Raw genomic sequence first — 21,597 nt, forward strand, 5'->3', positions numbered from 1 at the left:
TGACCTAACTGGTTTCATTTCGCATCAATGCAGCATGGGGTCCGCGAACACCCCGTAAGGTTCAGGCCAAAGCGTCGCATCCACTGACCACTTTTCAGAAAGGATGCACATGGCTGCTTTGAACGAAATTTCACCCGCGAACTTGATGCGCTTAATCGGCACACCGCAATGTCCCGTGCTGATTGACGTATGCATTGATCCCGACTTTGCCGATGATCCCTACCTTATCCCAACCGCGCAGCGACACCCGCATACTGACGTCGACGGAATTGTCGCGCGGTCTGCAGGCAAACAGACAATTGTTATCTGCCAAAAGGGTTTAAAGCTTTCGCATGGCGTTGCTGCCCGACTGCGTAACCGGAGTATCGACGCACAGGCATTGGAAGGCGGAAATATTGCTTGGAAAAATGCACAGCTTCCCCGCGTTCCCGCCGCAAAAGTCCCCGGATCGCTCTGGGTGACCCGTCATCGCCCCAAGATCGACCGCATTGCATGCCCTTGGCTGATTAGGCGCTTTGTTGATCCTTTTGCAGAGTTCATGTTCGTCCCTCCCGCCCAAGTCATAGATGTCGCTGATCGTTTCGACGCCACGTCATTTGATATTACAGATACCCATTGGGGCCACAGGGACGATAAATGCACCTTTGACACCATGTTGGACGAATTCGCGTTGCATACCCCTGCCCTAGACACATTGGCGACGGTGGTGCGGGCTGCAGATACAAACCAGCATGCACTTGCCCCACAGGCAGCGGGATTGCTTGCAATATCTGTCGGGCTTTCGCGTATGTATCGCAATGACGACGCGCAGCTAATCGCTGGAATGGAAATATATGACGCGCTTTATCGCTGGGCACGTGATGCGCAGGATGAAACCCATGATTTCTGAACTTATTCGCGTATTTGGCCGTATCGGCTTGCTGTCCTTCGGTGGGCCAGCAGCCCAGATTGCATTGATGCACAAAGAACTGGTCGAGGATCGTCCTTGGCTCTCTGAGGATGAATACCTCAAGGCGCTCTCGTTTTGCATGCTTCTTCCCGGGCCAGAGGCGATGCAATTGGCAACCTATGCTGGCTGGAAACGCGCTGGCATTCTCGGTGGTCTCATTGGTGGCGGCCTGTTCGTAATCCCCGGCGCCATCGTCATCACCCTGCTGGCTTTGGCTTACGGTGCCTATGGTGATCTGCCGCTCGTGCAATCGCTATTCGTGGGGGTCAAAGCCTGTGTTGTCGTAATTGTGATCCAAGCCCTGATTAAGATCGCAAAGCGCGCTTTGAAACAGCCAGCACATAACATCATCGCTATCGCCGCGTTTGTCGCGCTTTTCTTTTTTGCCACGCCTTTTCCGCTGGTTGTTCTAAGTGCGGGGCTGATTGGTGCATTTTTTCAAGCCCCTACAACAAACAATTTAGACGTCAAATTACCCAGCCTACGGAAGACTATCACTACGATCATGATCGGCCTCGCTGTGTGGGCCGCACCCCTGATTTTTGTCGTCATAACCCAACAAAAGTTCCTTTTGGAAGTTGGCAAGTTCTTTTCTGTCTTGGCGGTCGTCACCTTTGGCGGTGCATATGCTGTACTGGCTTACATGACCCAAGAGGTCGTCATTTCTTATCAATGGCTTAACACCGATCAAATGATGGATGCGCTGGGTCTCGCAGAGACAACACCGGGGCCATTGATCCTTGTCACCCAGTTTGTTGGCATGATCGCAGGCTTGGCGCAGGGCGGAACAGCTTTGGCGTTTGCGGCTGGAGCGTTAACCCTTTGGGTGACCTTTGTCCCTTGTTTTATTTGGATATTTGCAGGGGCACCGCTAATTGACTGGCTTGATAGCCGGCCGCGGCTTCGTGGGGCGCTCACCGCGATCACAGCGGCCGTGGTTGGGGTCATCGCGAACCTATCTCTCTGGTTTGCGCTTCAAGTATTTTTTGACCAAATCACCACCCACGACTGGGGTGTGTTTTCTTTGATTTGGCCAAGCTTTGCATCGATCCAGCCTGCAGCTGTGGCACTTGCGGTATTATCGGGATTTCTACTACTTGGAAAAAACTGGTCCTTACCACTTGTTTTACTGATCTCGGCACTCGCGGGGCTAATCATCGGCGCATTCTGAAACCGCCCCCTTTTCACTCGCCAAAAACCACGTATGCTAAGGGTAAGAAATGTGGGGAAATGCCAGTGACCAGCACCATCGACTATGGAAACCTAATGCACCGCGCAATGCGGAGCCTGATCCAAAATGTGCTGACTGATATCGCCAAGGATGGCCTTCCTGGCGAACACCATTTCTTTGTCACCTTTGACACAATGCACCCCGATGTTGAGATCGCTGATTGGCTATCAGACCGTTACCCCGGCGACATGACCGTCGTGATCCAGCACTGGTTTGCGGACCTTGACGTCACTGATGAAGGTTTCGGAATCACGCTTAACTTTGGCGACAGCCCTGAACGACTATATATCCCTTACGACGCTATTCGCACCTTCGTTGACCCTTCTGTTGAGTTCGGCCTGCGCTTTGAAAGCCCCGAAGATGAGGAAGAAGACGCCGATATCCTTGATATCGAAGAAGCGCCGATGGAAGAAATGGTCGAGCCCGAGGCAGAGCCAGAAGAGCGTAAAGAAGCTGAAGTGGTTAGCTTGGATCAATTCCGTAAGTAACGCTGCGATCTTGCGATCCTGCGGGCTGCAGCTTAAACCCTGTTTTGAAATTATTTCAAAAGGGGTTCATCCATGACCGAGACACGCACAGAAACCGATAGTTTTGGCCCACTTGAGGTCCAAGCGGACCGCTATTGGGGTGCGCAAACCCAGCGTTCTTTGATGAACTTCCCAATTGGTTGGGAAAAGCAGCCAGTTGCAATCGTTCGTGCGCTTGGTGTGATTAAACAAGCCTGCGCAATGGCGAACAAAGAACGTGGCAAATTGGACGCTGACAAAGCAGACGCCATGATTGCAGCAGCCTCCGAAGTCGTCGCCGGCAAACTGGACGATCACTTTCCGCTGGTCGTATGGCAGACAGGTTCCGGCACGCAGTCAAACATGAACGCCAACGAAGTGATCAGCAACCGCGCGATCGAATTGATGGGTGGCGTGATCGGATCCAAAGACCCGGTCCACCCCAACGATCACTGCAACATGGGTCAGTCTTCTAACGACACTTTCCCAACCGCTATGCACATCGCGGTCGCGACAACTGCACGTGACGTTCTGATCCCCGGCCTTGAAAAACTGCATGCAGCACTGATTGCGAAACAAGAAGAATTCGCTGACATCATCAAGATCGGTCGCACGCACACAATGGACGCGACCCCGCTCACTCTGGGTCAAGAATTCAGCGGTTACAGCCATCAGGTCGCAATGGGCCTGCGCCGCATCAAAGCCGCCCTGCCCGCGATCTATGAATTGGCGCAAGGTGGTACAGCCGTGGGCACTGGCCTGAACACGCCCAAAGGATGGGGCGAGACAGTTGCCGCGAACATGGCAGAAATCACTGGACTACCGTTTGTCACAGCACCCAACAAATTCGAAGCACTGGCTGCACATGACGCATTGGTCGAAATGTCCGGCGCGCTGAAAACTGTTGCTGCGAGCCTTTACAAAATCGCCTGTGATATTCGTATGCTGGGTTCTGGCCCACGTTGTGGCCTGGGCGAACTGATGCTGCCAGAGAATGAGCCAGGTTCATCCATCATGCCGGGCAAAGTAAACCCAACGCAAGTTGAGGCGATCACGCAGGTTTGTGCGCATGTCATGGGTAACGACGCCGCTGTCGGTTTCGCCGGTTCACAAGGTCACTTTGAACTGAACGTAATGAAGCCAATGATGGCCTATAACGTATTGCAATCTATGCAGCTTTTGGGTGATGCGTCCTCGGCGTTCACTGACAACTGTGTTGTTGGCGTCCGTGCGGATCGTACGCGTATCGAAAAGCTGATGCGCGAAAGCCTGATGCTCGTCACAGCGCTGGCGCCTACCATTGGGTACGACAACGCGACAACCGTTGCGAAGACTGCGCACAAGAATGGCACCACCCTGAAAGAAGAAGCAATCAAACTGGGCTTTGTGGACGAAGCAACCTTTGACAAGGTCGTGCGCCCCGAAGACATGATCGGTCCTAAGTGAAGCCAATCAACCTAAACCAGGCCCGTAAAGCGCGTAATCGCGCCGAGGCCAAAGCCAAAGCGGACGAAAATGCTGTCCGCTTTGGCCGCACCAAGGCCGAACAGCTATTGGATGCAGCCCGCGACAAACAGACAAATGATCGGTTGTCACAACTGAAATTCGAAGATGACTGAGCATGCGCGCCCTGTAAAACGGTCACTCACCCTGCGTGGTCACCGGACAAGCGTGTCGCTTGAAGATATCTTTTGGGATCAGTTTCGGAAAATCGCGGACCAAGATGGCAAAACAATCAATGGCTTAGCCGCTGAAATAGACGAAGGCCGAGGAGACATTGGTCTCGCATCGGCCTTGCGTGTCTACGTGTTAGAGCGCGCGCTTACGCGCAATCAGTCTTTCGAGTAGAGTGCGCCACGAAGGCTACCAAGACGTTCACGGTCTCGTTTCTCTACATCGTTCAGTTTTGTTGGCTTAACTGTCTTTGTTGCAGCGGCTTCCTTGTTGAACATCTTCGCAACTTGTTGCGGTGTCAGCTGCTTTTCAGCAGTAGGAGCCTTCTTTTCAGCCTTGGATTTACGCCCGAATAATCCACCGATACCTTTTTTAGACGAACCTGGTAGTGCAATGGTCATGTCAGTTCTCGTTTCGTTAAGTGGTTTCGAATTTCCCGATGGCGGCGGATGATTCTCATCGAAACATTGCTGCCTTGAATTCATGTTACATCTTGTTCTGGCCATGTGTCGACAAAAACACTGCGTTCAAGCAACTGTGAGCGAGATGCCGCACAATTCAACACATTGCCGGCAAGCTTCTGCCCCATTCTCGGCAAGGTTCACTACGCGCCGCCCATTTTTTTATCTTTTGATTAAATATGGCGGTCATTTCGTTTGTTGATTCGCAACCATATCCCGTTTTTTGCCCGAACGGTCAGATAGGCCACAGGTACTGGCTCGCGCCCATCAACAACCTTAAACTCGTAATCACGCAACAAGGCCGCGATCAGCGCCACCCCTTCGATCATCGCAAATCCAGCACCGGTGCATACCCTTGGGCCGCTCGAAAACGGCATATATGCATCCCTAGCGCAGGTCTTGCCGTTTTCTGTGGACCATCGGCTCGGGTCAAAACCATCTGGATTTTCCCAGAGCCGAGTGTGGCGATGCAGATGCCATGGTGACAGAACAATTTGTGCGCCACGTTTGATCACCCGTTCACGGAACACTGTTGGTGTGGTCGCTTCTCGCACCATCATGGGTACGGGTGGATACAGCCGTAATGCCTCGCGGAATACGTCACGCGTGACCTTGAGCGTCGACAGGTTTGCAAAGGTACCGTCAAAACTCGCTGCCTCGGTTGCGACCTTGTCCTGCCATTCGGGATAGAGCGCCAAAAGATACAGTGTCCACGCCAAGGCCGATGCGCTTGTTTCGTGCCCTGCCAAAAAGAAGATCGCGACCTGATCGACCATCTCTTCGACGGTGAAAGTGTCACCGGTCTGAGGGTCAGGCGTTGTCATGATTTTGGTGGACAAATCATCAGGTGCCGTGCCCGCTGCGATCATCGCCAACCGATCCGAGGTAAGTTGCGTTATCAAAGCCCGGATATTCCGCGCGGTCTGTCGTGTTTCGGATCGAAAAAAGCGCGGCATCCAGCGTGGCCCCGGCACGAACGCAGCAAGGTTCAGGATCGGTTGCGAACGTTGGTATTGGCGAAACTCGTGAAATACCTTCTGGGCAGTCTCGTCCTCGATGGGTAATGAAAACAACGTCCGAAATATAACGTCGGCAGCGGCGTGGCTGGTTAGCGCCTCTATTTCCTGCGGCGAATCATCAGCAACAGCCGCAAGCCGGTCAGCCGCCGCCTGCCCCGCCGACATGATCCCGGAAAAGGTATCACGTAACCTGCCGCCTTCGAACGCAGGGTCGATGATCCGGCGCTGTCGTTTCCATGTCTCACCATTGGTTAAGAATACGCTATCCCCTAAAAGCGGGCGTAATCCTGCACCGATCCGCTCTGACTTGGGGAAATCATCCGGTCGGGCCTTTAGGACTTCGTGGATCAGCTTTGGGTCATTGATCAGGTAGCTGCGAAAAAACGGGGTGCGAAATTCGGCCATCCACGCGCGATATAGTTTGGCAGGTTGCGCCGACAGTATATCGCGCCGGAACAAGCGCAAATATCGGATCAGTGAAACACGTTCTGGCCGTGCAGCAGGCTTAGGCGGTAGCCGCGTCATAAAGGCATGACCGACGTATATTTCGAGGCCGCAACATCAATACGCGATTTCGATGGCGGCCGATCGGCATAGCGATCCTGCAATGTGACAGGCCCAGCCGTGATCTGGAAATAGTCATAGTCCTTTGGTTGATCAAAGGCGCAGAGATATTGAAAATGGAGCCGAAAGAAACGCCAGCGCAAGGCCTTCCAGCGAGCGGGCGTCAGGCTTTGGGTAAATGCAGCCGAGATCACAAGCGGCCAGTGTTTACCGGGTGGTGATACACCAGTAACGCCGACAGGATCACATAACGCGAAACAACAGCCGTCACCGGGTGCGGTAACATCGACCCAAGTCAGAAGGTTCTGCGTCGATAGAAACGCAAGATCCGTCCGCAAACGCCGGGCACGTGGAAGGAATGACACCATAGGGACAACTTGGCCCAATGACAAAAACGCGAGCTTGGGTCCATCCGCCGGCACGCGCCCTTCACGGATCAAATCGGCCAAGACAGAGACCGCCAAATGTGCACCCGAGGAATGTCCGACAACGAGAACCTCATCAACGTTGCCCGAAAACGCCTCGGCGATGGTATCGCCAAACTCTTTCATGCGCCCCTCAAGCGCGGGAGGAATAGCACCATATGACCTCGCCGAAAATGCGTAGTCATGCATAAGGTAATACGCAAAGAGCTTGTTGTCTTTTTTCTTGAACCAACGCAGCAGCGCAATCGTAATTCCAGCCCAAAGCAAATACTTTGGCCCCCAAGCCACCCAGCCGATGACCTCAGCGATTAGCCCGGTACCCGTCAGTGCCCCAAGCCATAGCAAAGCACCTTGGGCTGCACCACCAATCACACGTCCAATAACGACAGCTGCAAACAATTGCAGCAGCAGCATCCCAACCGGGTATAGCGCGGCGATAACCGGCCCTTTACGCATCCACATCAGACGGCGCAGTGTTCCCGTCGAAATATAGATCCATGCGGTTTGGACTAATTGCCAGTAGGTCGCTGGAATTGACTGCGCCATGCTATCGCGCACGATGTCGGACCAGACCAATACGTCGACCCGCGCAGCCACATCCGCCCCATCAATATTGGCATTAACCGTCCAGCCAAATGTCTTGTCTGACGATCGCGCCTGCACGTCGATCTCATAGCCGCTAATCACGGCCTGCGCAGCACTCTCAGTTCGATATAGCTCTCTATAACGTCTTGGATGGATCGGATCATAACCCGGAATGTGAAACACCCGGCGTCTTTTGACCTGCGTGGTTTGGTCAGTCATTTCCGATCCTTGTTGATCCTGTCCCGCGACAGGTTAGCGGATCAAACACAAAAACATAAGTCTTATCCTACGACAGCCAGCGCAGGGAAATGTTCAAGGAGCCAATAGCTTATCGCGGCAAACTGCCCCGTTATCATCATCAAGCCGACAGTCCACAAAAGCAGCCCCGAGGTACGCTCAATCTGGCTCATGTGGCGTTTCATCCACCCCATGACACCCTTGAGGCGTGGAAAGAATGCTGCAACCAGTAGGAATGGGATGCCAAGACCAATGGCATAAACTGCAAGCAGGACGGTTCCGCGACCAACGCTCGCCTCTGATGCTGCAAGGCTAAGGATCGCGCCAAGGATCGGGCCAAGGCAAGGCGTCCACCCAAATGCAAATGCAAGGCCTAACAGATACGCCCCAAAGGCAGAGCCGCCTTTGTCGCCCGCGTCCAAACGCATTTCGCGATCCAGAAAACCGATGCGATAGACGCCAACAAAATGCGCACCCAGCACCATCACGACGATCCCTGCGACCGTGCTAAAATAGTCCTGATATTGTAGAAGCGCTCGGCCCATTGTCGAGAATGCCAAGCCCAACAGCACAAAAACTGTCGATAGACCAAGCACAAAGAACACAGCGGCAAGCAACACCCGACGGCGTGCCGTGGTTTGTTCTTCCATCTCGCTGACAGATACCCCGCCCATATACGCCAAATACGGTGGTACCACTGGCAGAACGCAGGGGCTAAGAAACGACAGCACACCCGCCGCTATCGCCACGATCATTGCAGGCATCAAAGCTGCGTCAAAGATTGTCGTTGTTTCGAACATAAGTAACCTCTTGCAGCCCTTCCTATGCGACCAATCCGGTCAGGTCACCTGCCGTTTTGTCACATCTTAGTGGACATGTTGAAACATCCGCCCTAATCGAAACATATGACCCATGATGCTGATCTTGATGCCCGGGGCCTGCTGTGCCCCCTACCCGTTCTCAAAGCACGCAAGCGCTTGCAGGCGCTCAGCAGTGGACAAATATTGCGGATGCTCGCCGATGACCCCGCGGCGGTGATCGACGTGCCCCATTTTTGTGCTGAGGCAGGACACCGACTGATCCAAACAAGTGAAGCCGAAGATGGGCAAATTTATCTGATACAAAAAGGCTAGGTAACGCAAAACGCCGCCCCAAGGGGCGGCGTTTGCTTTTACAATCAGCTGATATTTAGCGGCCTAGCGACCACCAACCTTTGCGCTTTGGCTTCGCTGGTTCGTCCGGTGCCTCTGCCGCCACAGGCTCGGGTGTGGGTTCCGCAACTGGTGCTGGTTCTGCAGATGGCGCTGGCTCTGGTTCTGCAACCACTTCGGGCGTAGCCTCCACTTTCGGCGCAGGTGCTTCAGCGGCTGGCGCTTCTTCCACGGCAACCTCGGGCGCTGCTTCAGCGACAACTTCGGTCTCGGGCTCAGCGGCAACCTTTGGCTTTGCACGGCTACGGCGCTTTGGCTTTGGCTTTTCTTCAGCGACAGCTTCTGCTTCAGGCTTTGCCTCAGCGGTTGCTTCTTGCGCTTCATCAGCCTTCGCTGGCTCGGCCTTTTTACGGGTCCGGGTCCGCTTTTTCGGTACAGGCTTTTCTTCCGCCTCTGGCTTGGTTTCCTCTGCAGCCTCAACTGCCTCAGTCGGCTCATCTGCCTTTGGTGCAGCTTTACGGGTACGTGAACGTGTCCGCTTTGGCTTTTCTTCAGCAGCAGGCGCTTCCGCATCTGCTTCTACAGGAGCAGCATCGGCTTTTTCCGAAGCGGCCTCTGCGTCAGCTGGAGCCTCTTGTGCCGCGTCTTCGCCTTCCCCGTTAGTATCAGCGGAATCGGCCTGCTGGTTCTCACCATTGCCATTTCCACCACGACGGCGGCGACGACGACGACGCTTGCGCTTTGGCTTATCTTCACCATCACCGTTTTCACCGTTAGCGACCGCTTCGTTTTCCTCGGCTTCGACCTCGGAGACGATATCATCGTCGTCATCCATAATGACAGTCGTCGTCACAACTGGGGCGGCTTCTGGGATCACGCGGGTCGCAGTCTTGAATTTCTCAATCGCAAAGTCAGGCGACACAAGCGTTGGGTCGCACTCGATACGTACAGACAATCCATAACGTGCTTCGATCTCGCCGATATGTTCGCGTTTGCCATTCATCAGGAAGTTGGCGATAGCAATTGGTGCTTTAACCAGTACTTCTTTGGAACGACCGCGCACGCCTTCTTCTTCCAGCTGACGTAGGATCGAAAGTGATACGTTATCGTCAGAACGCAGCAGACCCGTGCCGTGACAATGCGAACACATCTGTGTTGTCGCCTCGAGCATGCCGGGGCGTAGACGCTGACGTGACATTTCCAACAGGCCAAAGCCCGAGATGCGACCGACCTGAATACGGGCACGATCAGTCTTGAGCTTGTCTTTGAAACGCTTCTCAACGGCGCTGTTATTCTTACGCTCGTCCATATCGATAAAGTCGATCACGATCAGACCGGCCAAATCGCGCAGGCGCAATTGGCGCGCAACTTCATCAGCCGCCTCAAGGTTAGTCTTTAGCGCGGTTTGCTCAATTGAACCCTCTTTCGTGGCACGGCCAGAGTTCACGTCAATCGCGACAAGCGCTTCGGTGATGCCGATCACGATATAGCCACCCGAAGGCAGTTGAACGGTTGGGTTGAACATACCACCCAAATAGCCTTCGACCTGATAGCGGGCGTAAAGCGGCAGCTGTTCCGTGTAGTATTTTACGTTTTTGGCATGAGACGGCATGATCATTTTCATGAAGTCTTTGGCGGTGCGGTAACCCGCCTCGCCCGCGACGATCACTTCGTCGATCTCTTTTGAATAAAGATCGCGGATCGAGCGCTTGATCAGATCGCCTTCTTCGTAAATCTTCGCCGGAGCGACAGATTTCAAAGTCAGTTCGCGGATCTGTTCCCACATACGCTGCAGATATTCGTAGTCGCGCTTGATCTCTGCCTTGGTACGCTGCGCGCCGGCCGTGCGAATGATAAGACCAGCGCCATCAGGCACAGTCATTTCGCCAGCGATTTCTTTCAGCTTTTTACGGTCAGCTGCATTTGTGATCTTACGGCTGATACCGCCACCGCGCGCGGTGTTCGGCATAAGTACGCAATAACGACCAGCCAGCGACAGGTAAGTCGTTAGCGCCGCGCCTTTGTTGCCGCGTTCTTCTTTGACAACTTGAATCAAAAGGACCTGACGGACCTTGATGACCTCTTGGATTTTGTAGCGCTTCGGGCGTGGTTTACGCACTGGGCGCACTTCATCGGTGTCATCCTCTTCGGCGACACTTTCGATGCTGTCATCCTTGCTGCGTGCGTCCAGCTGTGGCTGTTCGTCATCCGCATCGTCGGCAGACGGTGTTTCAACCGGCGTATCCGCGACCAAAACCATGGGCGAGTCGCCCTCTTCGTCATCGTCGCCCAGATCAATCGTTTCCATGCCAGCGATGTCACCGGATGTCTGTTCTTCTGGCGTCTCGACTTTGGGCGCATCAGCGTCAGTTGTTGGTGCGTCTTCTTCCGGTGTGACTTCGGCGGTTACGACCGCGTCTTCGGTTTCAACCGACGCTGGCTTTGGCTTCGCACGGCTACGACGACGTTTAGGTTTTTCTTCCTCGGCTTCTGCTTCGGCTTTCAGGCTTTCAGCATAGGCTTTTTCTTCCGCGATCAGCGCCTCACGGTCGGCAACCGGAATTTGGTAATAATCGGGGTGGATTTCCGAAAAGGCCAAAAACCCGTGGCGATTTCCACCGTAGTCTACAAATGCAGCCTGCAGGGATGGTTCGACGCGCGTAACCTTAGCGAGATAGATGTTGCCAGCTAGCTGGCGTTTGAATTGGCTTTCAAAATCAAATTCTTCGACCTTGTTGCCGTCGACGACTACAACGCGGGTTTCTTCCGCGTGTGTCGCATCGATTAACATTTTCTTTGGCATATTGTCCGTTCGCACATAACCCAAAATGCACCCCTGGGGGTGCCATTGTTCGCGTTACATGTCTGATTAAGGCGATCTGCGCGCGGGCAAATACGGGGCCCCTCAGGGCCACTGCATCCTTGCCTATATACGTCGCGCGTTGCATCGCGTTTCTTCTCCGACCTTAGATCAAGTCCAAGGCCCATTCAGGGCCCGGTCGGCGTCTTTAATCGCGCGACCAGAGCGTTCTTCTGATCCCTTGGGATCAAATCAGCTGCTATCAATATGTGTACACCACTCTTGATGCAGAGAATCTTTCAAAGGTGCGGGACAGTTCCGCGTCACCCGTCCCTCATACATAAGGGAGGACAGTGATAGATTACAATCGGAAACTGTTTCTTTTCCGTTCACATGACAACGCAATTAGCTTCAATAAGAATAAAAACACACCCAAAGCCGTGATCACGGCGGACCTTGCGTAAACAAAAGGCAGAAATGACTATTCATTCCTGCCTTTATTCAGTTCGTAATACGACACTGGCCTTAACCGCCCAGATAATCCGAACGCTGCAAACCGTATTTCGCCATTTTCTCATTCAATGTCCGGCGCGGAAGGCAAAGTTCCTCCATCACAGATACGATCGACCCACGATGACGACGCATAGTGTTATCGATCAGCATCCGCTCGAATGCTTCAACGAATTCCTTCAGCGGTTTGCCTTCCGTCGTCATGGCTGGCTTCATTTCTTCGGTGTCAGCCATCAACAGTGATGCGATAGATCCTGAACCACGACGATTTTGAAGCACAGCACGTTCGGCAACGTTGAATAGCTGACGAACATTGCCCGGCCAAGGCGCTTGCAGCAGTTGTGCCGCCTCTTGAGCGCTGACTTCTGGGGCATCGCAGCCGTATTCATCTGCGAATTGCTCGCTCAAGCGCGCAAACAGCGTCAAGATATCTTCGCCACGTTGGCGCAGCGGTGGCACAGTAATGCGAAGCGCGGCGAGGCGATAAAACAGGTCTGGGCGCAATACGCTTTCGCAGGTTTTATCTTGTTCTTGCAGGTTACAAATCGCGACGATGCGCGTTTCTGCAGGTGTCCCCTGCTCGTTGATTGCAGTCAGCAACCGCGCCTGCAATGCGTGGCTTAAGGCTTCAATATCCTCAAGAACCAGCGTACCACCCCGTGCTTCTTCAATCGCAGGGATTGGCTCATCATCACGTGCAGGGCCAAAGATAACGCGACCCAGCGTTTCTTCGTCATAGGCTGAACAGCTAAGCAAAACGAACTTTTTGGACGCACGTGCGCCAACGGCATGCAAGGCGTGCGCTACAAGCGTCTTACCGGTACCGGTTTCGCCTTCGATCAGAACGTGACCGTCAGCCTGCCCCAGATCTAAGATATCTTCTTTCAGGCGTTCCATTGGCGGGGACTGCCCGATCAGCTTTTTGATCAGTGCTGAACCGTCAGACAATTCTTTACGAAGCGCACGGTTATCTAGGGTCAATCGACGGGCTTGAGTTGCCTTCTTAGCCAATTCCGTCATGCGGTCTGGATTGAAGGGCTTTTCAAGAAAATCAAACGCGCCAACGCGCATGGCCTCCACGGCCATTGGCACATCGCCATGACCTGTGATCATGATCACAGGAAGCGTGCTGTCGATCCCTTTCAGCTTTTTAAGGAACTGCATCCCATCCATGCCCGGCATTCTTACGTCGGACACCACGATGCCCGGATAATCGGCGCCAACTCCCTTCAACGCATCCTCTGCAGATGCAAAGGCCTCGGTCTCAAAGCCAGATAATGTCAGCCATTGGCTGATCGATTGACGCATATCGGTTTCGTCATCGACGATTGCAATTTTCATGGCCTTGTTCATGCTCATTCTTCTTTCCTACTCCGCCGCAGCGACGTCTTCTTTCAAGCGAGGCAGCTGAACCTCAAATATAGCACCACCATCAACAGCATTACGTGCCATTAAACGCCCACCAAGGTCGCTCACAATTCCTGATGAAATTGCCAGCCCAAGCCCAGTGCCCTCACCGGGTTGTTTGGTCGTGTAAAACGGCTCGAACAGTTGATCGAGGTTTTCAATACCTTCACCGTTATCCCGGATTTGTAGACTAACTGTATCACCAGCTGCGAGCAAAATTTCAACCGTTGGGTTACTTGCCCCCTGCGTAGCGTCCAAAGCGTTGCGCAACAAGTTCACAATCACCTGCTCTAGCCGCAGTCTGTCACCGATGATCATCACCGGTTCATTGGGCAAAGATCGAACGATATTTACGTCGCGAATTTTTAGCTGGGGCTCCATCATAGCCAGCGCCGTAGACACTGCGGCACGGATATCCATTGGTTCGAATGCGTCAGCACCTTTTCGTGCGTATGACTTCAGCTGACGTGTAATTGCGCCCATACGTTCAAGCAAATCGTCGATACGCTGGAATGACGACATCGCTTCTTCAGGGCGCTCTCGTTGCAGCAACAAGCGCGCCCCAGCGAGGTAGGTTTTCATCGCTGCCAGCGGCTGATTCAACTCGTGACTAACGGCCGCTGACATCTCGCCCAAAGCGGCAAGTTTAGACGATTGCGCAATGGTTTGCTCTGCGACCTGCAGGGTCTGTTCGACCTTTTCACGTTCGGCAATTTCTCTCTGAAGTCGGCGGTTTAGCGCACGAAGCTCAGCCGACTCGCGCTGAAAAAACACAAGTCGAGACGCGGTTTTGCGTGACATGAACCAAAACATCACGGCCAAAAGAATCGCAAAGCCCATGACCTCGATCGCGAGAATGCCGTTCACGCGTTCGCGGACAGATGCATAGGCTGTAAAGCTGACCATCTTCCAACCTTGGTGCGGCATACGTGCTTCGCGGCGCAGAACGGCCTCGCCACGCAGATAAGCATCTGCTGGCAATCCAATGAAACCACGGAAGCTGCGTTGCGCTTGATCCCAAAACGTAAGCTGGCGACTGTCGCTAAGGGCCTGCTCTTCGGTTAGGCCGCGCCAGCGTGGTTCTGACGACATGATGATCGTGCCTTCGCCATCAAGAACCAGAACCGCCTCAGAGCCACCGACCCAGCCCGCCTGCAGCAGTGCAGAATTGACCTCTACTGCGATGACACCGCGCAACTGCCCAAAGACTTCAATCTTGCGGGCAAACACGTAAGTATAGTTGCCTTCGTCATCACGCGACGTGGCATAAACCGTCTGATTGCTATTCAAGGCGTTTGTGAAATACGCCTCTTCAGTATGAAGCTTACCGATTTCATCGGCATTGGTCGCCGCGACTGTCTGCCCGATGCGATCAAGCAGCAGCAAAGAAGAAGAGCCGATTTCAGAGACGTACGAGACCAGATGCTCTGACGATCCAGAAAAGTCGCGGCTCTCCAGCGCGCGGATCAGCTCTGGGTCTCGTGCCAATAGCTGCGGAACAACTGACGTTCGCTGCAGCTCGCTCGTCACATTAGTAACGTATAGCGCAAGGCGCACCTCTGAGCTGTCGCTAATAGTTGTCGTAAAGCGTTTCGTTAAAAACTGGTTGGATACGTAGACAACGATAAGAGCAAATAGGCAAACGACCAGAATAGAAAGACGCAGAAACCATCTGCCCTGACCACTTCGCCTATTTGTCGTCTGTGTCCTACTCATACATGCAGTCTATGGCCGCGGCATCGCCGCAGCAAGGACACAACTTATGCCGATGCCATTTGATCCAACAGTCCGCGGAAAAGCGCCTGCCCGTCTATTCCACCGTGACCTTGGTCAACGGCACGTTCAGGGTGCGGCATCATACCCAAGACACGACGGTTTTCTGACAATACACCAGCGATATCAGCAACCGAACCGTTCGGATTTTCAACATAGCGGAACGCAACGCGATCTTCTGCTTCGATCTGCTTAAGACCTTCAGCATCGATGGAATAGTTCCCATCATGGTGCGCGACAGGATAGCTAACGACATCACCTGCGCTATATCCAGCGGTAAACGCAGAATTCGATGTTTCCACTTTAAGATCAACAGACTTGCAGATGAACTTCAGGTTCGAATTGCGCATCAATGCACCCGGCAACAGCCCGGTTTCAGTCAACACCTGAAAGCCGTTGCAGACCCCAAGAACGTAGCCACCACGGTTTGCGTGAGCAACGACAGCCTTACTAATTGGCGATTGCGCCGCGATAGCACCGCATCGCAGGTAGTCACCAAAAGAGAAACCACCCGGAACAGCAATCAGATCAATGTTGTCTGGCAGCGTCGCATCTTTGTGCCACACCATGCTGACGTCCGCGCCAGCGGCCTTTAGGGCCACCGCCATGTCACGGTCGCAGTTCGACCCAGGGAAAACAACGACAGCAGCGCGCATCAAAGCACCTCGATCCGGTAGCTTTCAATCACAGTGTTCGCGAGCAGCTTTTCGCACATCTGCTCAACAGTCGCTTCTGTCGTGCCATCAGCCAGATCAAGCTCGATCACCTTGCCCTGACGTACGCCTTCGACGCCATCAAAGCCAAGACTACCAAGCGCGTGACGCACGGCCTCGCCCTGCGGGTCAAGTACGCCGTTTTTCAACATTACATATACGCGGGCTTTCATCAGTGGCTTTCCCTTGTCTCGCTTAGTTTAAAGTAGTCAAAAACCAACACTAGTTGATTAATGTTGGCTTTGGCCGATGGGTGACGTTCGACGGCATCACACCTAGGCGTTTTGCAACCTCGGTGTAGGCATCCGTCAGGTTACCCAGATCGCGGCGGAACACATCTTTGTCCAGCTTCTGACCGCTTTCGATATCCCACAAACGGCAGCTATCTGGGCTGATTTCATCAGCAAGCAACAACCGAGGGAATTCATTGTCCCAAACACGACCAATTTCAATTTTGAAATCGACCAGTTTGATACCAACGCCGAACATAACACCAGACATCCAATCATTCACACGCAATGCGAGGCTAATGATGTCGTCTAGGTCCTGCTGGCTCGCCCATCCGAACGCAACGATGTATTCTTCAGGGACCAGCGGGTCACCCAATGCATCGTCTTTGTAAGAAAACTCGACAATCGGACGCGGAAGAGCAGTACCCTCTTCCATTCCAAGCCGTTTCGCCATCGAACCAGCAGCAAAGTTACGCACGATGACCTCAAGCGGAATAATCTCCACTTGGCGGATCAACTGCTCGCGCATGTTCAGACGCTTAATAAAATGTGTCGGGATGCCAATTTGGCTTAGACCGGTCATAAAGAACTCGGACAGGCGGTTATTCAACACGCCTTTACCCTCGATCACAGCTTTCTTTTCAGCGTTAAAAGCGGTCGCATCGTCCTTAAAATATTGAACAAGCGTCCCCGGCTCAGGACCTTCATATAAGATCTTTGCCTTGCCTTCGTAAATCTTCTTGCGGCGTGCCATGCTCACCTCTTTGCCCGTGCGCACACCCGCCCTGGGCCGCGTCATACGCGCGTCATAGTGCAAGGACACCTTGCGAGCAAGCACCTGCGAAACCATATATTATATATCTGTTCAACAAAGCCACGAGGTTACTATGAACACGTTTAATGATCGCGAGCGCGCCTTTGAGGCCAAATTCGCCCATGATGCTGAAATGCAGTTTAAAGCCATCGCAAGGCGCAACCGTCTGCTAGGCCAATGGGCAGCAGCATTGTTGAAGAAAACACCAGAGGAATCGGCGGCCTACGCCACGGAGGTCGTAAAGGCCGACATGGAAGAACCAGGTGATGATGATGTTTTACGCAAATTGCTAAGCGACCTCGGCGACATCGCCGATGAAAAAACAATCAGGGCACAAATGAAGGTATTGTTGCTGGAAGCCAAGGAACAAATACTGTCCGAGTTTTAAGTTACCCCCTTAAAACATCAGGTAACCGCATCATGCGCGTATTTTTCTACTCGCATTAAGCTACGATTTACCACATATGCCTACTCCGAAATCGGCAACCCGGAGCAGGCATGTTTCAATCCAAGACCACAGCCCCCCGTTTCGTGATCGCGAAAGGGTTAAAATTTGCTGTGCCGATCTTTGTGCTTGGCATTTGTGGTGCTATCTTGTGGAACAAGATCGCCGCAATGGACATTGTCGCGATTACGAACGCCTTGGCGGGGATGAGCCTCGAAGCCTGCGGCATTGCCGTTATTGCAACTTGGCTAAGCCTGCGCGCTGTCGGGCAGTACGATGCGATTTGGCATCAAATCTTGCGTACTGGCATTGCGCCACATGCGGCCGCACGGGCGGGAACGATTTCGGTTGCGATTGCGCAAACGCTTGGCTTTGGGGCCATTACCGCAAGCCTTGCCCGTCTTAGGGCACTCCAACAACTCACACTCTGGCAGGTCACCCAGCTTTCGGCAGCGGTATCACTAACGTTCATGACGTGCTGGGCGCTATTCGCTCTAATAGCAGCATGGTGGCTAGGTGCGAAAACGGGGCTCTCTCCGATTTGGATCGCGGTCATCGCCTTCACCTCAGTCGGAATGATCGCAGCTGTCATCTGGGGACGCGATCGCTTTGTGGGGCGTCTAACAACCACCCGATTGCTACAACTGATGGGTTGGACCTGTGTCGATATGGTATGCGCCGCTATCGCGCTATATGCCTTGCTACCTGCGGGCGTTGACGTTCCACTTTCGACGCTTATTGCAGCCTACATCATCGCACTTGGTGCAGGGTTACTATCTAACAGCCCTGGCGGCGCGGGCGCATTTGACCTGACGCTTCTAACCTTACTTTCAGGCCAAGAAGAAATGGTCGCCGGGCTAATCGCATTCCGCCTTATCTATTATGTGATCCCCGCCATTCTGGCATCCATTGCGATCATCGCACCATCGAAACCTGCCACCGATCGCGACCAGTCCCCTGCACTCTGGAGTCTTGCGCACCAAACCGGCGATCTCCTCCACATTGAAGGTCGCAATTGGTTCATGGGCAAACTCGGTTTTTTTCACTGTAGCATTGGCCCGCACAGGCAAAACCCCGGTGAAGTGGTCGACGTTTGCGCCGTTCGACGCGCCACGAAACGACGCGGGAAATGCGGAGTCTTTTATAACTGCTCGCCTCGATTGGCCGCCTCGGCGTATCGCGCGGGCTGGTATGTGCGTCGCATCGCGATCGAGGCCGTCATTCGCCCGACCGACTGGTCGTTAGAAGGACGCCGGTTACAAACACTTCGTCGGAAACTCCGCCACGCTGAAATGGCGGGAATTCAGATCAGCGAAGTCGATGACGCTCATACGCTGCCTGTGCTCAATAAAATTGCACGTAAATGGACGATCCAGCAGGGCGGCGAAATGGGTTTTTCTATGGGACGTTTCTGCCCTGACCTTATTGCAAAACAGCGTGTTTTCCTGATTGCTCAAGATAATGAAACTATTGGTTTCATTACATTTTGTGTCGGCTCCGAGGATTGGCACCTTGACCTTATACGCTATGATGGGTGCCTTCCTGACGGCGCAATTCATGCTGCAATCGTCGCCGCGATTAAAGCCGCGGCAAAAGAAAACGTGCCTCTTGTTTCGCTCGCGACAGTGCCCGATCCCGGCCACACGCCCGCCTATTGGTCCAACCGCAAAAGCGGCCTAATCCAATTCAAACGTAGCTTTTCCCCAATTTGGTTACCGCGCTATCATGCAGCGCCAAACAAGTTGATGTTTTGGATGAGCGGCGCGGCGATTGCCTTTGCAATCCACCGTCCGCTGCAAAATTTACCTTGGAAAGCGCTGCAACTGATCAAAATGACCGCTTTGGAATTGAAACTAACCCCAAGACATGACAAGCGACTAGTCAAACAAAACGGGAGCCCCGAGAGATCATGACGAACGTCCTTTCAGAACTGCTTGAAACACGCGATTGGCTGATGGCTGACGGCGCGACCGGCACGAACCTGTTCAATATGGGGCTTATGTCCGGCGACGCGCCTGAAATGTGGAACGTCGAAGAGACAGCCAAGATCAAAGCGCTCTACAAAGGTGCGGCTGACGCGGGTAGTGATATCTTCCTGACCAACAGCTTTGGCGCGAACGCATCACGCCTGAAACTGCACGGTGCCGAAGGCCGCGTTCGCGAATTGAACAAAGCCGCCGCTGAACTGGGACGCGAGATTGCCGATGCATCCGGTCGCAAGATCGTCGTGGCGGGTTCTGTTGGACCAACCGGTGAGATCATGGCCCCTATGGGTAGCCTGACACATGAACGCGCCGTTGAAATGTTCCATGAACAGGCCGAAGGCCTGAAAGAAGGCGGCGCAGACGTGCTTTGGGTTGAAACCATTAGTGCAGCCGAAGAATTTGATGCCGCCGCCGAAGCATTCGCGCTAGCCGGCATGCCGTGGTGTGGCACCATGAGCTTTGACACTGCCGGGCGCACAATGATGGGTCTGACATCGGCGGACATGGTAAAGAAGGTCGGCAAGATCGCGAACCAACCGCTGGCATTTGGCGCGAACTGCGGTGTAGGTGCATCTGATCTGCTGCGCACTGTTCTTGGCTTTACTGCTGCAGGCGCAACCACGCCAATCATCGCCAAGGGCAACGCAGGCATCCCAAAATATCACGATGGGCACATCCACTATGATGGTACGCCTGAGCTGATGGGTGATTACGCTGTTTTGGCCCGCGATTGCGGTGCGACGATCATCGGTGGCTGCTGCGGAACAACACCTGAGCACCTGCGCGCCATGCGCGAAGCGCTTGAAACTCGTCCACGCGGTGAACGCCCGACACTAGAACAGATTTCAGAAAGCTTGGGCGGCTTTTCTTCTGCATCTGACGGCACCGATGGTGCAGGCCCAGAGGCCGCACCACGCCGCGGTCGTCGCCGCAAATAAACCTAAAGAAACGAAAGCTGGTCCCCGCGCTGCGGGGGCCGCTCAAACAGGTCAGTCCGCAAAGCGGGCAATGACCGATCAAGCCCAAGCTTGCGCGTCGCGAGCTTAAACCGCTGCTTGATCATCAAAGCCCATTCCCCCTGCCCGGTCATTCGTTTTCCAAATTCAGGATCGTATTCTTTACCGCCGTGCAATTCGCGTACGCGACCCATCACGCGGTCGGCGCGATCAGGGTATTGATCGCGTAGCCAATCCTGAAACAGACCAGCGACCTCTCTTGGCAGCCGAAGAACAATTGAAGACGCGGCAACGGCACCTGCCTTTGCGCAGGCCGCTAGGATTGCTTCTAGCTCGTGATCTGTCAGCGCGGGAACGACCGGTGAAACCATTGCACGTATCGGCACCCCAGCCTCGGTTAGCCGTGAGATCGTGCGAAGGCGCGCAGCGGGTGAAGGCACACGCGGCTCCATTGCCCGCGATGTTTTTGGATCAAGCGTTGTCACTGAAATCCCAACACGTAGCAGCCCCTTTGCAGCCATCGGTGCCAGAATATCAATGTCGCGTTCAATCAGCGTCCCCTTTGTGACAATCGCAACCGGATGATTGAAATCCGATAAGACCTTCAAGATCTCGCGCATAATGCCCCGTGTTTTTTCGATGGGCTGATACGGGTCGGTATTTGTCCCAATCGCAATCGTTGCCGGGACATATCGCGGGCTCAAAAGTTCTTTTCGTAGTTGTTCGGCTGCATTTGGGCGGGCAATCAGCTTTGTTTCGAAATCAAGCCCCGGTGACAGCCCAAGAAACGCATGGCTTGGCCGCGCAAAGCAATAGATGCAGCCATGTTCGCACCCCCGGTAAGGATTGATTGACCTGTCGAATGATAAGTCAGGCGACGTATTGCGTGTGATGACCTTGCGCGCAATTTCATCACTTACCTCTGTCCGCAGCACCGGTAATTCATCGTCCTGATACCAGCCATCATCCACCGCCCGCGTCGTATAGCGGTCAAAACGCACGTCAGGATTAGACGCTGCTGCCCGACCGGGCGTCCTATTGTGTCGCTGGGTTAGGTCATTGGTCATTGCACTAAATTAGAACAAATAACGAACATCAGCAAGCGCTGGTCGGTCTTGAATTTCTGAATGTCGCAATTCACTGGCTGGTCAAATCAATAAAG

Annotated in this window: 21 protein-coding genes; 10 read left to right on the plus strand and 11 right to left on the minus strand. The window is 53.7% G+C overall.

Translation table 11 applies throughout. From position 1 onward, the window contains the following. Positions 1–109: 109 nt before the first annotated feature. The 6 genes from ACHUEV_RS03735 to ACHUEV_RS03760 all read left to right on the plus strand — a co-directional run bounded on the left by ACHUEV_RS03735 (position 110) and on the right by ACHUEV_RS03760 (position 4,534). A complete protein-coding gene (locus ACHUEV_RS03735) occupies positions 110–889 on the plus strand; it encodes a chromate resistance protein ChrB domain-containing protein (RefSeq protein WP_394177723.1) in 780 nt (259 codons plus the stop codon). Beyond that, positions 879–2,120, plus strand: a complete 1,242-nt coding sequence (chrA, locus tag ACHUEV_RS03740) for a chromate efflux transporter (RefSeq protein ID WP_394177724.1) — start codon at positions 879–881, stop codon at positions 2,118–2,120. Before ACHUEV_RS03735 ends, chrA begins: the two co-directional genes overlap by 11 nt. A gap of 65 nt (positions 2,121–2,185) precedes the next feature. Beyond that, positions 2,186–2,668 (plus strand): SspB family protein, encoded by a 483-nt coding sequence (locus ACHUEV_RS03745; RefSeq protein WP_394177725.1) that lies wholly within the window; start codon positions 2,186–2,188, stop codon positions 2,666–2,668. A 72-nt stretch (positions 2,669–2,740) separates the two neighbouring features. Continuing rightward, on the plus strand, positions 2,741–4,132 hold the full coding sequence (fumC, locus tag ACHUEV_RS03750; RefSeq protein ID WP_394177726.1) for a class II fumarate hydratase: 1,392 nt from the start codon (positions 2,741–2,743) through the stop codon (positions 4,130–4,132). Further along, on the plus strand, positions 4,129–4,305 hold the full coding sequence (locus ACHUEV_RS03755; RefSeq protein WP_394177727.1) for a DUF4169 family protein: 177 nt from the start codon (positions 4,129–4,131) through the stop codon (positions 4,303–4,305). Before fumC ends, ACHUEV_RS03755 begins: the two co-directional genes overlap by 4 nt. After that, positions 4,298–4,534, plus strand: a complete 237-nt coding sequence (locus tag ACHUEV_RS03760) for a ribbon-helix-helix domain-containing protein (protein ID WP_394177728.1) — start codon at positions 4,298–4,300, stop codon at positions 4,532–4,534. The genes ACHUEV_RS03755 and ACHUEV_RS03760 overlap by 8 nt, the downstream gene beginning before the upstream one ends. On the opposite strand, the gene ACHUEV_RS03765 is transcribed toward ACHUEV_RS03760, so the two are convergent. The 4 genes from ACHUEV_RS03765 to ACHUEV_RS03780 all read right to left on the minus strand — a co-directional run bounded on the left by ACHUEV_RS03765 (position 4,519) and on the right by ACHUEV_RS03780 (position 8,451). Then, positions 4,519–4,761: a hypothetical protein gene (locus ACHUEV_RS03765; RefSeq protein WP_394177729.1), complete on the minus strand. Its 243-nt coding sequence runs from the start codon at positions 4,759–4,761 to the stop codon at positions 4,519–4,521. The genes ACHUEV_RS03760 and ACHUEV_RS03765 overlap by 16 nt on opposite strands. 233 nt (positions 4,762–4,994) lie before the next feature. After that, a complete protein-coding gene (locus ACHUEV_RS03770) occupies positions 4,995–6,365 on the minus strand; it encodes a cytochrome P450 (protein WP_394177730.1) in 1,371 nt (456 codons plus the stop codon). Further along, entirely contained in the window at positions 6,362–7,633 is a 1,272-nt protein-coding gene (locus tag ACHUEV_RS03775) for a hypothetical protein (RefSeq protein WP_394177731.1), read from the minus strand. Before ACHUEV_RS03775 ends, ACHUEV_RS03770 begins: the two co-directional genes overlap by 4 nt. A gap of 62 nt (positions 7,634–7,695) precedes the next feature. Next, positions 7,696–8,451 carry a cytochrome c biogenesis CcdA family protein gene (locus ACHUEV_RS03780; protein ID WP_394177732.1) on the minus strand — a complete coding sequence of 252 codons (756 nt, stop codon included), beginning with the start codon at positions 8,449–8,451 and terminating at the stop codon, positions 7,696–7,698. 105 nt (positions 8,452–8,556) lie between these two features. Between ACHUEV_RS03780 and ACHUEV_RS03785 the strand changes: the two genes are divergently transcribed. After that, a complete protein-coding gene (locus ACHUEV_RS03785; protein ID WP_394177733.1) occupies positions 8,557–8,784 on the plus strand; it encodes a sulfurtransferase TusA family protein in 228 nt (75 codons plus the stop codon). Positions 8,785–8,839: 55 nt separating this feature from the next. On the opposite strand, the gene ACHUEV_RS03790 is transcribed toward ACHUEV_RS03785, so the two are convergent. From ACHUEV_RS03790 to purC, 6 genes are all read right to left on the minus strand, one after another. Further along, positions 8,840–11,605 (minus strand): Rne/Rng family ribonuclease, encoded by a 2,766-nt coding sequence (locus ACHUEV_RS03790; protein ID WP_394177734.1) that lies wholly within the window; start codon positions 11,603–11,605, stop codon positions 8,840–8,842. Between the two features lie 522 nt (positions 11,606–12,127). Next, positions 12,128–13,465, minus strand: coding sequence for a sigma-54-dependent transcriptional regulator (locus ACHUEV_RS03795; protein WP_394178269.1), 1,338 nt, complete (start codon positions 13,463–13,465; stop codon positions 12,128–12,130). A gap of 15 nt (positions 13,466–13,480) precedes the next feature. Beyond that, entirely contained in the window at positions 13,481–15,235 is a 1,755-nt protein-coding gene (locus ACHUEV_RS03800; protein WP_394177735.1) for a sensor histidine kinase, read from the minus strand. Between the two features lie 44 nt (positions 15,236–15,279). Continuing rightward, on the minus strand, positions 15,280–15,948 hold the full coding sequence (gene purQ, locus ACHUEV_RS03805; protein WP_394177736.1) for a phosphoribosylformylglycinamidine synthase subunit PurQ: 669 nt from the start codon (positions 15,946–15,948) through the stop codon (positions 15,280–15,282). Beyond that, a complete protein-coding gene (gene purS, locus ACHUEV_RS03810) occupies positions 15,948–16,178 on the minus strand; it encodes a phosphoribosylformylglycinamidine synthase subunit PurS (RefSeq protein ID WP_394177737.1) in 231 nt (76 codons plus the stop codon). Before purS ends, purQ begins: the two co-directional genes overlap by 1 nt. A gap of 49 nt (positions 16,179–16,227) precedes the next feature. Beyond that, positions 16,228–16,989: a phosphoribosylaminoimidazolesuccinocarboxamide synthase gene (purC, locus tag ACHUEV_RS03815; RefSeq protein ID WP_394177738.1), complete on the minus strand. Its 762-nt coding sequence runs from the start codon at positions 16,987–16,989 to the stop codon at positions 16,228–16,230. 133 nt (positions 16,990–17,122) lie between these two features. Here purC and ACHUEV_RS03820 point away from each other — a divergent pair, with 133 nt between their 5' ends. The 3 genes from ACHUEV_RS03820 (at position 17,123) to bmt (ending at position 20,417) form a co-directional block, all read left to right on the plus strand. Further along, the gene (locus ACHUEV_RS03820) at positions 17,123–17,437 is read left to right on the plus strand and encodes a DUF1476 domain-containing protein (RefSeq protein WP_394177739.1); all 315 of its coding nucleotides are present in this window, start codon (positions 17,123–17,125) and stop codon (positions 17,435–17,437) included. A gap of 110 nt (positions 17,438–17,547) precedes the next feature. Further along, positions 17,548–19,407 carry a phosphatidylglycerol lysyltransferase domain-containing protein gene (locus ACHUEV_RS03825; RefSeq protein ID WP_394177740.1) on the plus strand — a complete coding sequence of 620 codons (1,860 nt, stop codon included), beginning with the start codon at positions 17,548–17,550 and terminating at the stop codon, positions 19,405–19,407. Further along, positions 19,404–20,417 (plus strand): betaine--homocysteine S-methyltransferase, encoded by a 1,014-nt coding sequence (bmt, locus tag ACHUEV_RS03830; protein ID WP_394177741.1) that lies wholly within the window; start codon positions 19,404–19,406, stop codon positions 20,415–20,417. The genes ACHUEV_RS03825 and bmt overlap by 4 nt, the downstream gene beginning before the upstream one ends. 2 nt (positions 20,418–20,419) lie before the next feature. Here the strand turns inward: bmt and ACHUEV_RS03835 are convergent, their stop codons facing one another. Further along, positions 20,420–21,502: a PA0069 family radical SAM protein gene (locus ACHUEV_RS03835; protein WP_394177742.1), complete on the minus strand. Its 1,083-nt coding sequence runs from the start codon at positions 21,500–21,502 to the stop codon at positions 20,420–20,422. Between the last annotated feature and the right edge of the window lie 95 nt (positions 21,503–21,597).

Source organism: Yoonia maritima, assembly GCF_043641945.1.
Lineage (GTDB): Bacteria > Pseudomonadota > Alphaproteobacteria > Rhodobacterales > Rhodobacteraceae > Yoonia > Yoonia maritima_B.

Coding starts and splice junctions, on each gene's coding strand:
- ACHUEV_RS03735 (WP_394177723.1), top strand. CDS start 110: ATGGCTGCTTTGAACGAAATTTCACCCGCGAACTTGATGCGCTTAATC.
- chrA (WP_394177724.1), top strand. CDS start 879: ATGATTTCTGAACTTATTCGCGTATTTGGCCGTATCGGCTTGCTGTCC.
- fumC (WP_394177726.1), top strand. CDS start 2,741: ATGACCGAGACACGCACAGAAACCGATAGTTTTGGCCCACTTGAGGTC.
- ACHUEV_RS03760 (WP_394177728.1), top strand. CDS start 4,298: ATGACTGAGCATGCGCGCCCTGTAAAACGGTCACTCACCCTGCGTGGT.
- ACHUEV_RS03765 (WP_394177729.1), bottom strand. CDS start 4,761: ATGACCATTGCACTACCAGGTTCGTCTAAAAAAGGTATCGGTGGATTA.
- ACHUEV_RS03770 (WP_394177730.1), bottom strand. CDS start 6,365: ATGACGCGGCTACCGCCTAAGCCTGCTGCACGGCCAGAACGTGTTTCA.
- ACHUEV_RS03775 (WP_394177731.1), bottom strand. CDS start 7,633: ATGACTGACCAAACCACGCAGGTCAAAAGACGCCGGGTGTTTCACATT.
- ACHUEV_RS03780 (WP_394177732.1), bottom strand. CDS start 8,451: ATGTTCGAAACAACGACAATCTTTGACGCAGCTTTGATGCCTGCAATG.
- ACHUEV_RS03785 (WP_394177733.1), top strand. CDS start 8,557: ATGACCCATGATGCTGATCTTGATGCCCGGGGCCTGCTGTGCCCCCTA.
- ACHUEV_RS03790 (WP_394177734.1), bottom strand. CDS start 11,605: ATGCCAAAGAAAATGTTAATCGATGCGACACACGCGGAAGAAACCCGC.
- ACHUEV_RS03795 (WP_394178269.1), bottom strand. CDS start 13,465: ATGAACAAGGCCATGAAAATTGCAATCGTCGATGACGAAACCGATATG.
- ACHUEV_RS03800 (WP_394177735.1), bottom strand. CDS start 15,235: ATGAGTAGGACACAGACGACAAATAGGCGAAGTGGTCAGGGCAGATGG.
- purQ (WP_394177736.1), bottom strand. CDS start 15,948: ATGCGCGCTGCTGTCGTTGTTTTCCCTGGGTCGAACTGCGACCGTGAC.
- purS (WP_394177737.1), bottom strand. CDS start 16,178: ATGAAAGCCCGCGTATATGTAATGTTGAAAAACGGCGTACTTGACCCG.
- purC (WP_394177738.1), bottom strand. CDS start 16,989: ATGGCACGCCGCAAGAAGATTTACGAAGGCAAGGCAAAGATCTTATAT.
- ACHUEV_RS03820 (WP_394177739.1), top strand. CDS start 17,123: ATGAACACGTTTAATGATCGCGAGCGCGCCTTTGAGGCCAAATTCGCC.
- ACHUEV_RS03825 (WP_394177740.1), top strand. CDS start 17,548: ATGTTTCAATCCAAGACCACAGCCCCCCGTTTCGTGATCGCGAAAGGG.
- bmt (WP_394177741.1), top strand. CDS start 19,404: ATGACGAACGTCCTTTCAGAACTGCTTGAAACACGCGATTGGCTGATG.
- ACHUEV_RS03835 (WP_394177742.1), bottom strand. CDS start 21,502: ATGACCAATGACCTAACCCAGCGACACAATAGGACGCCCGGTCGGGCA.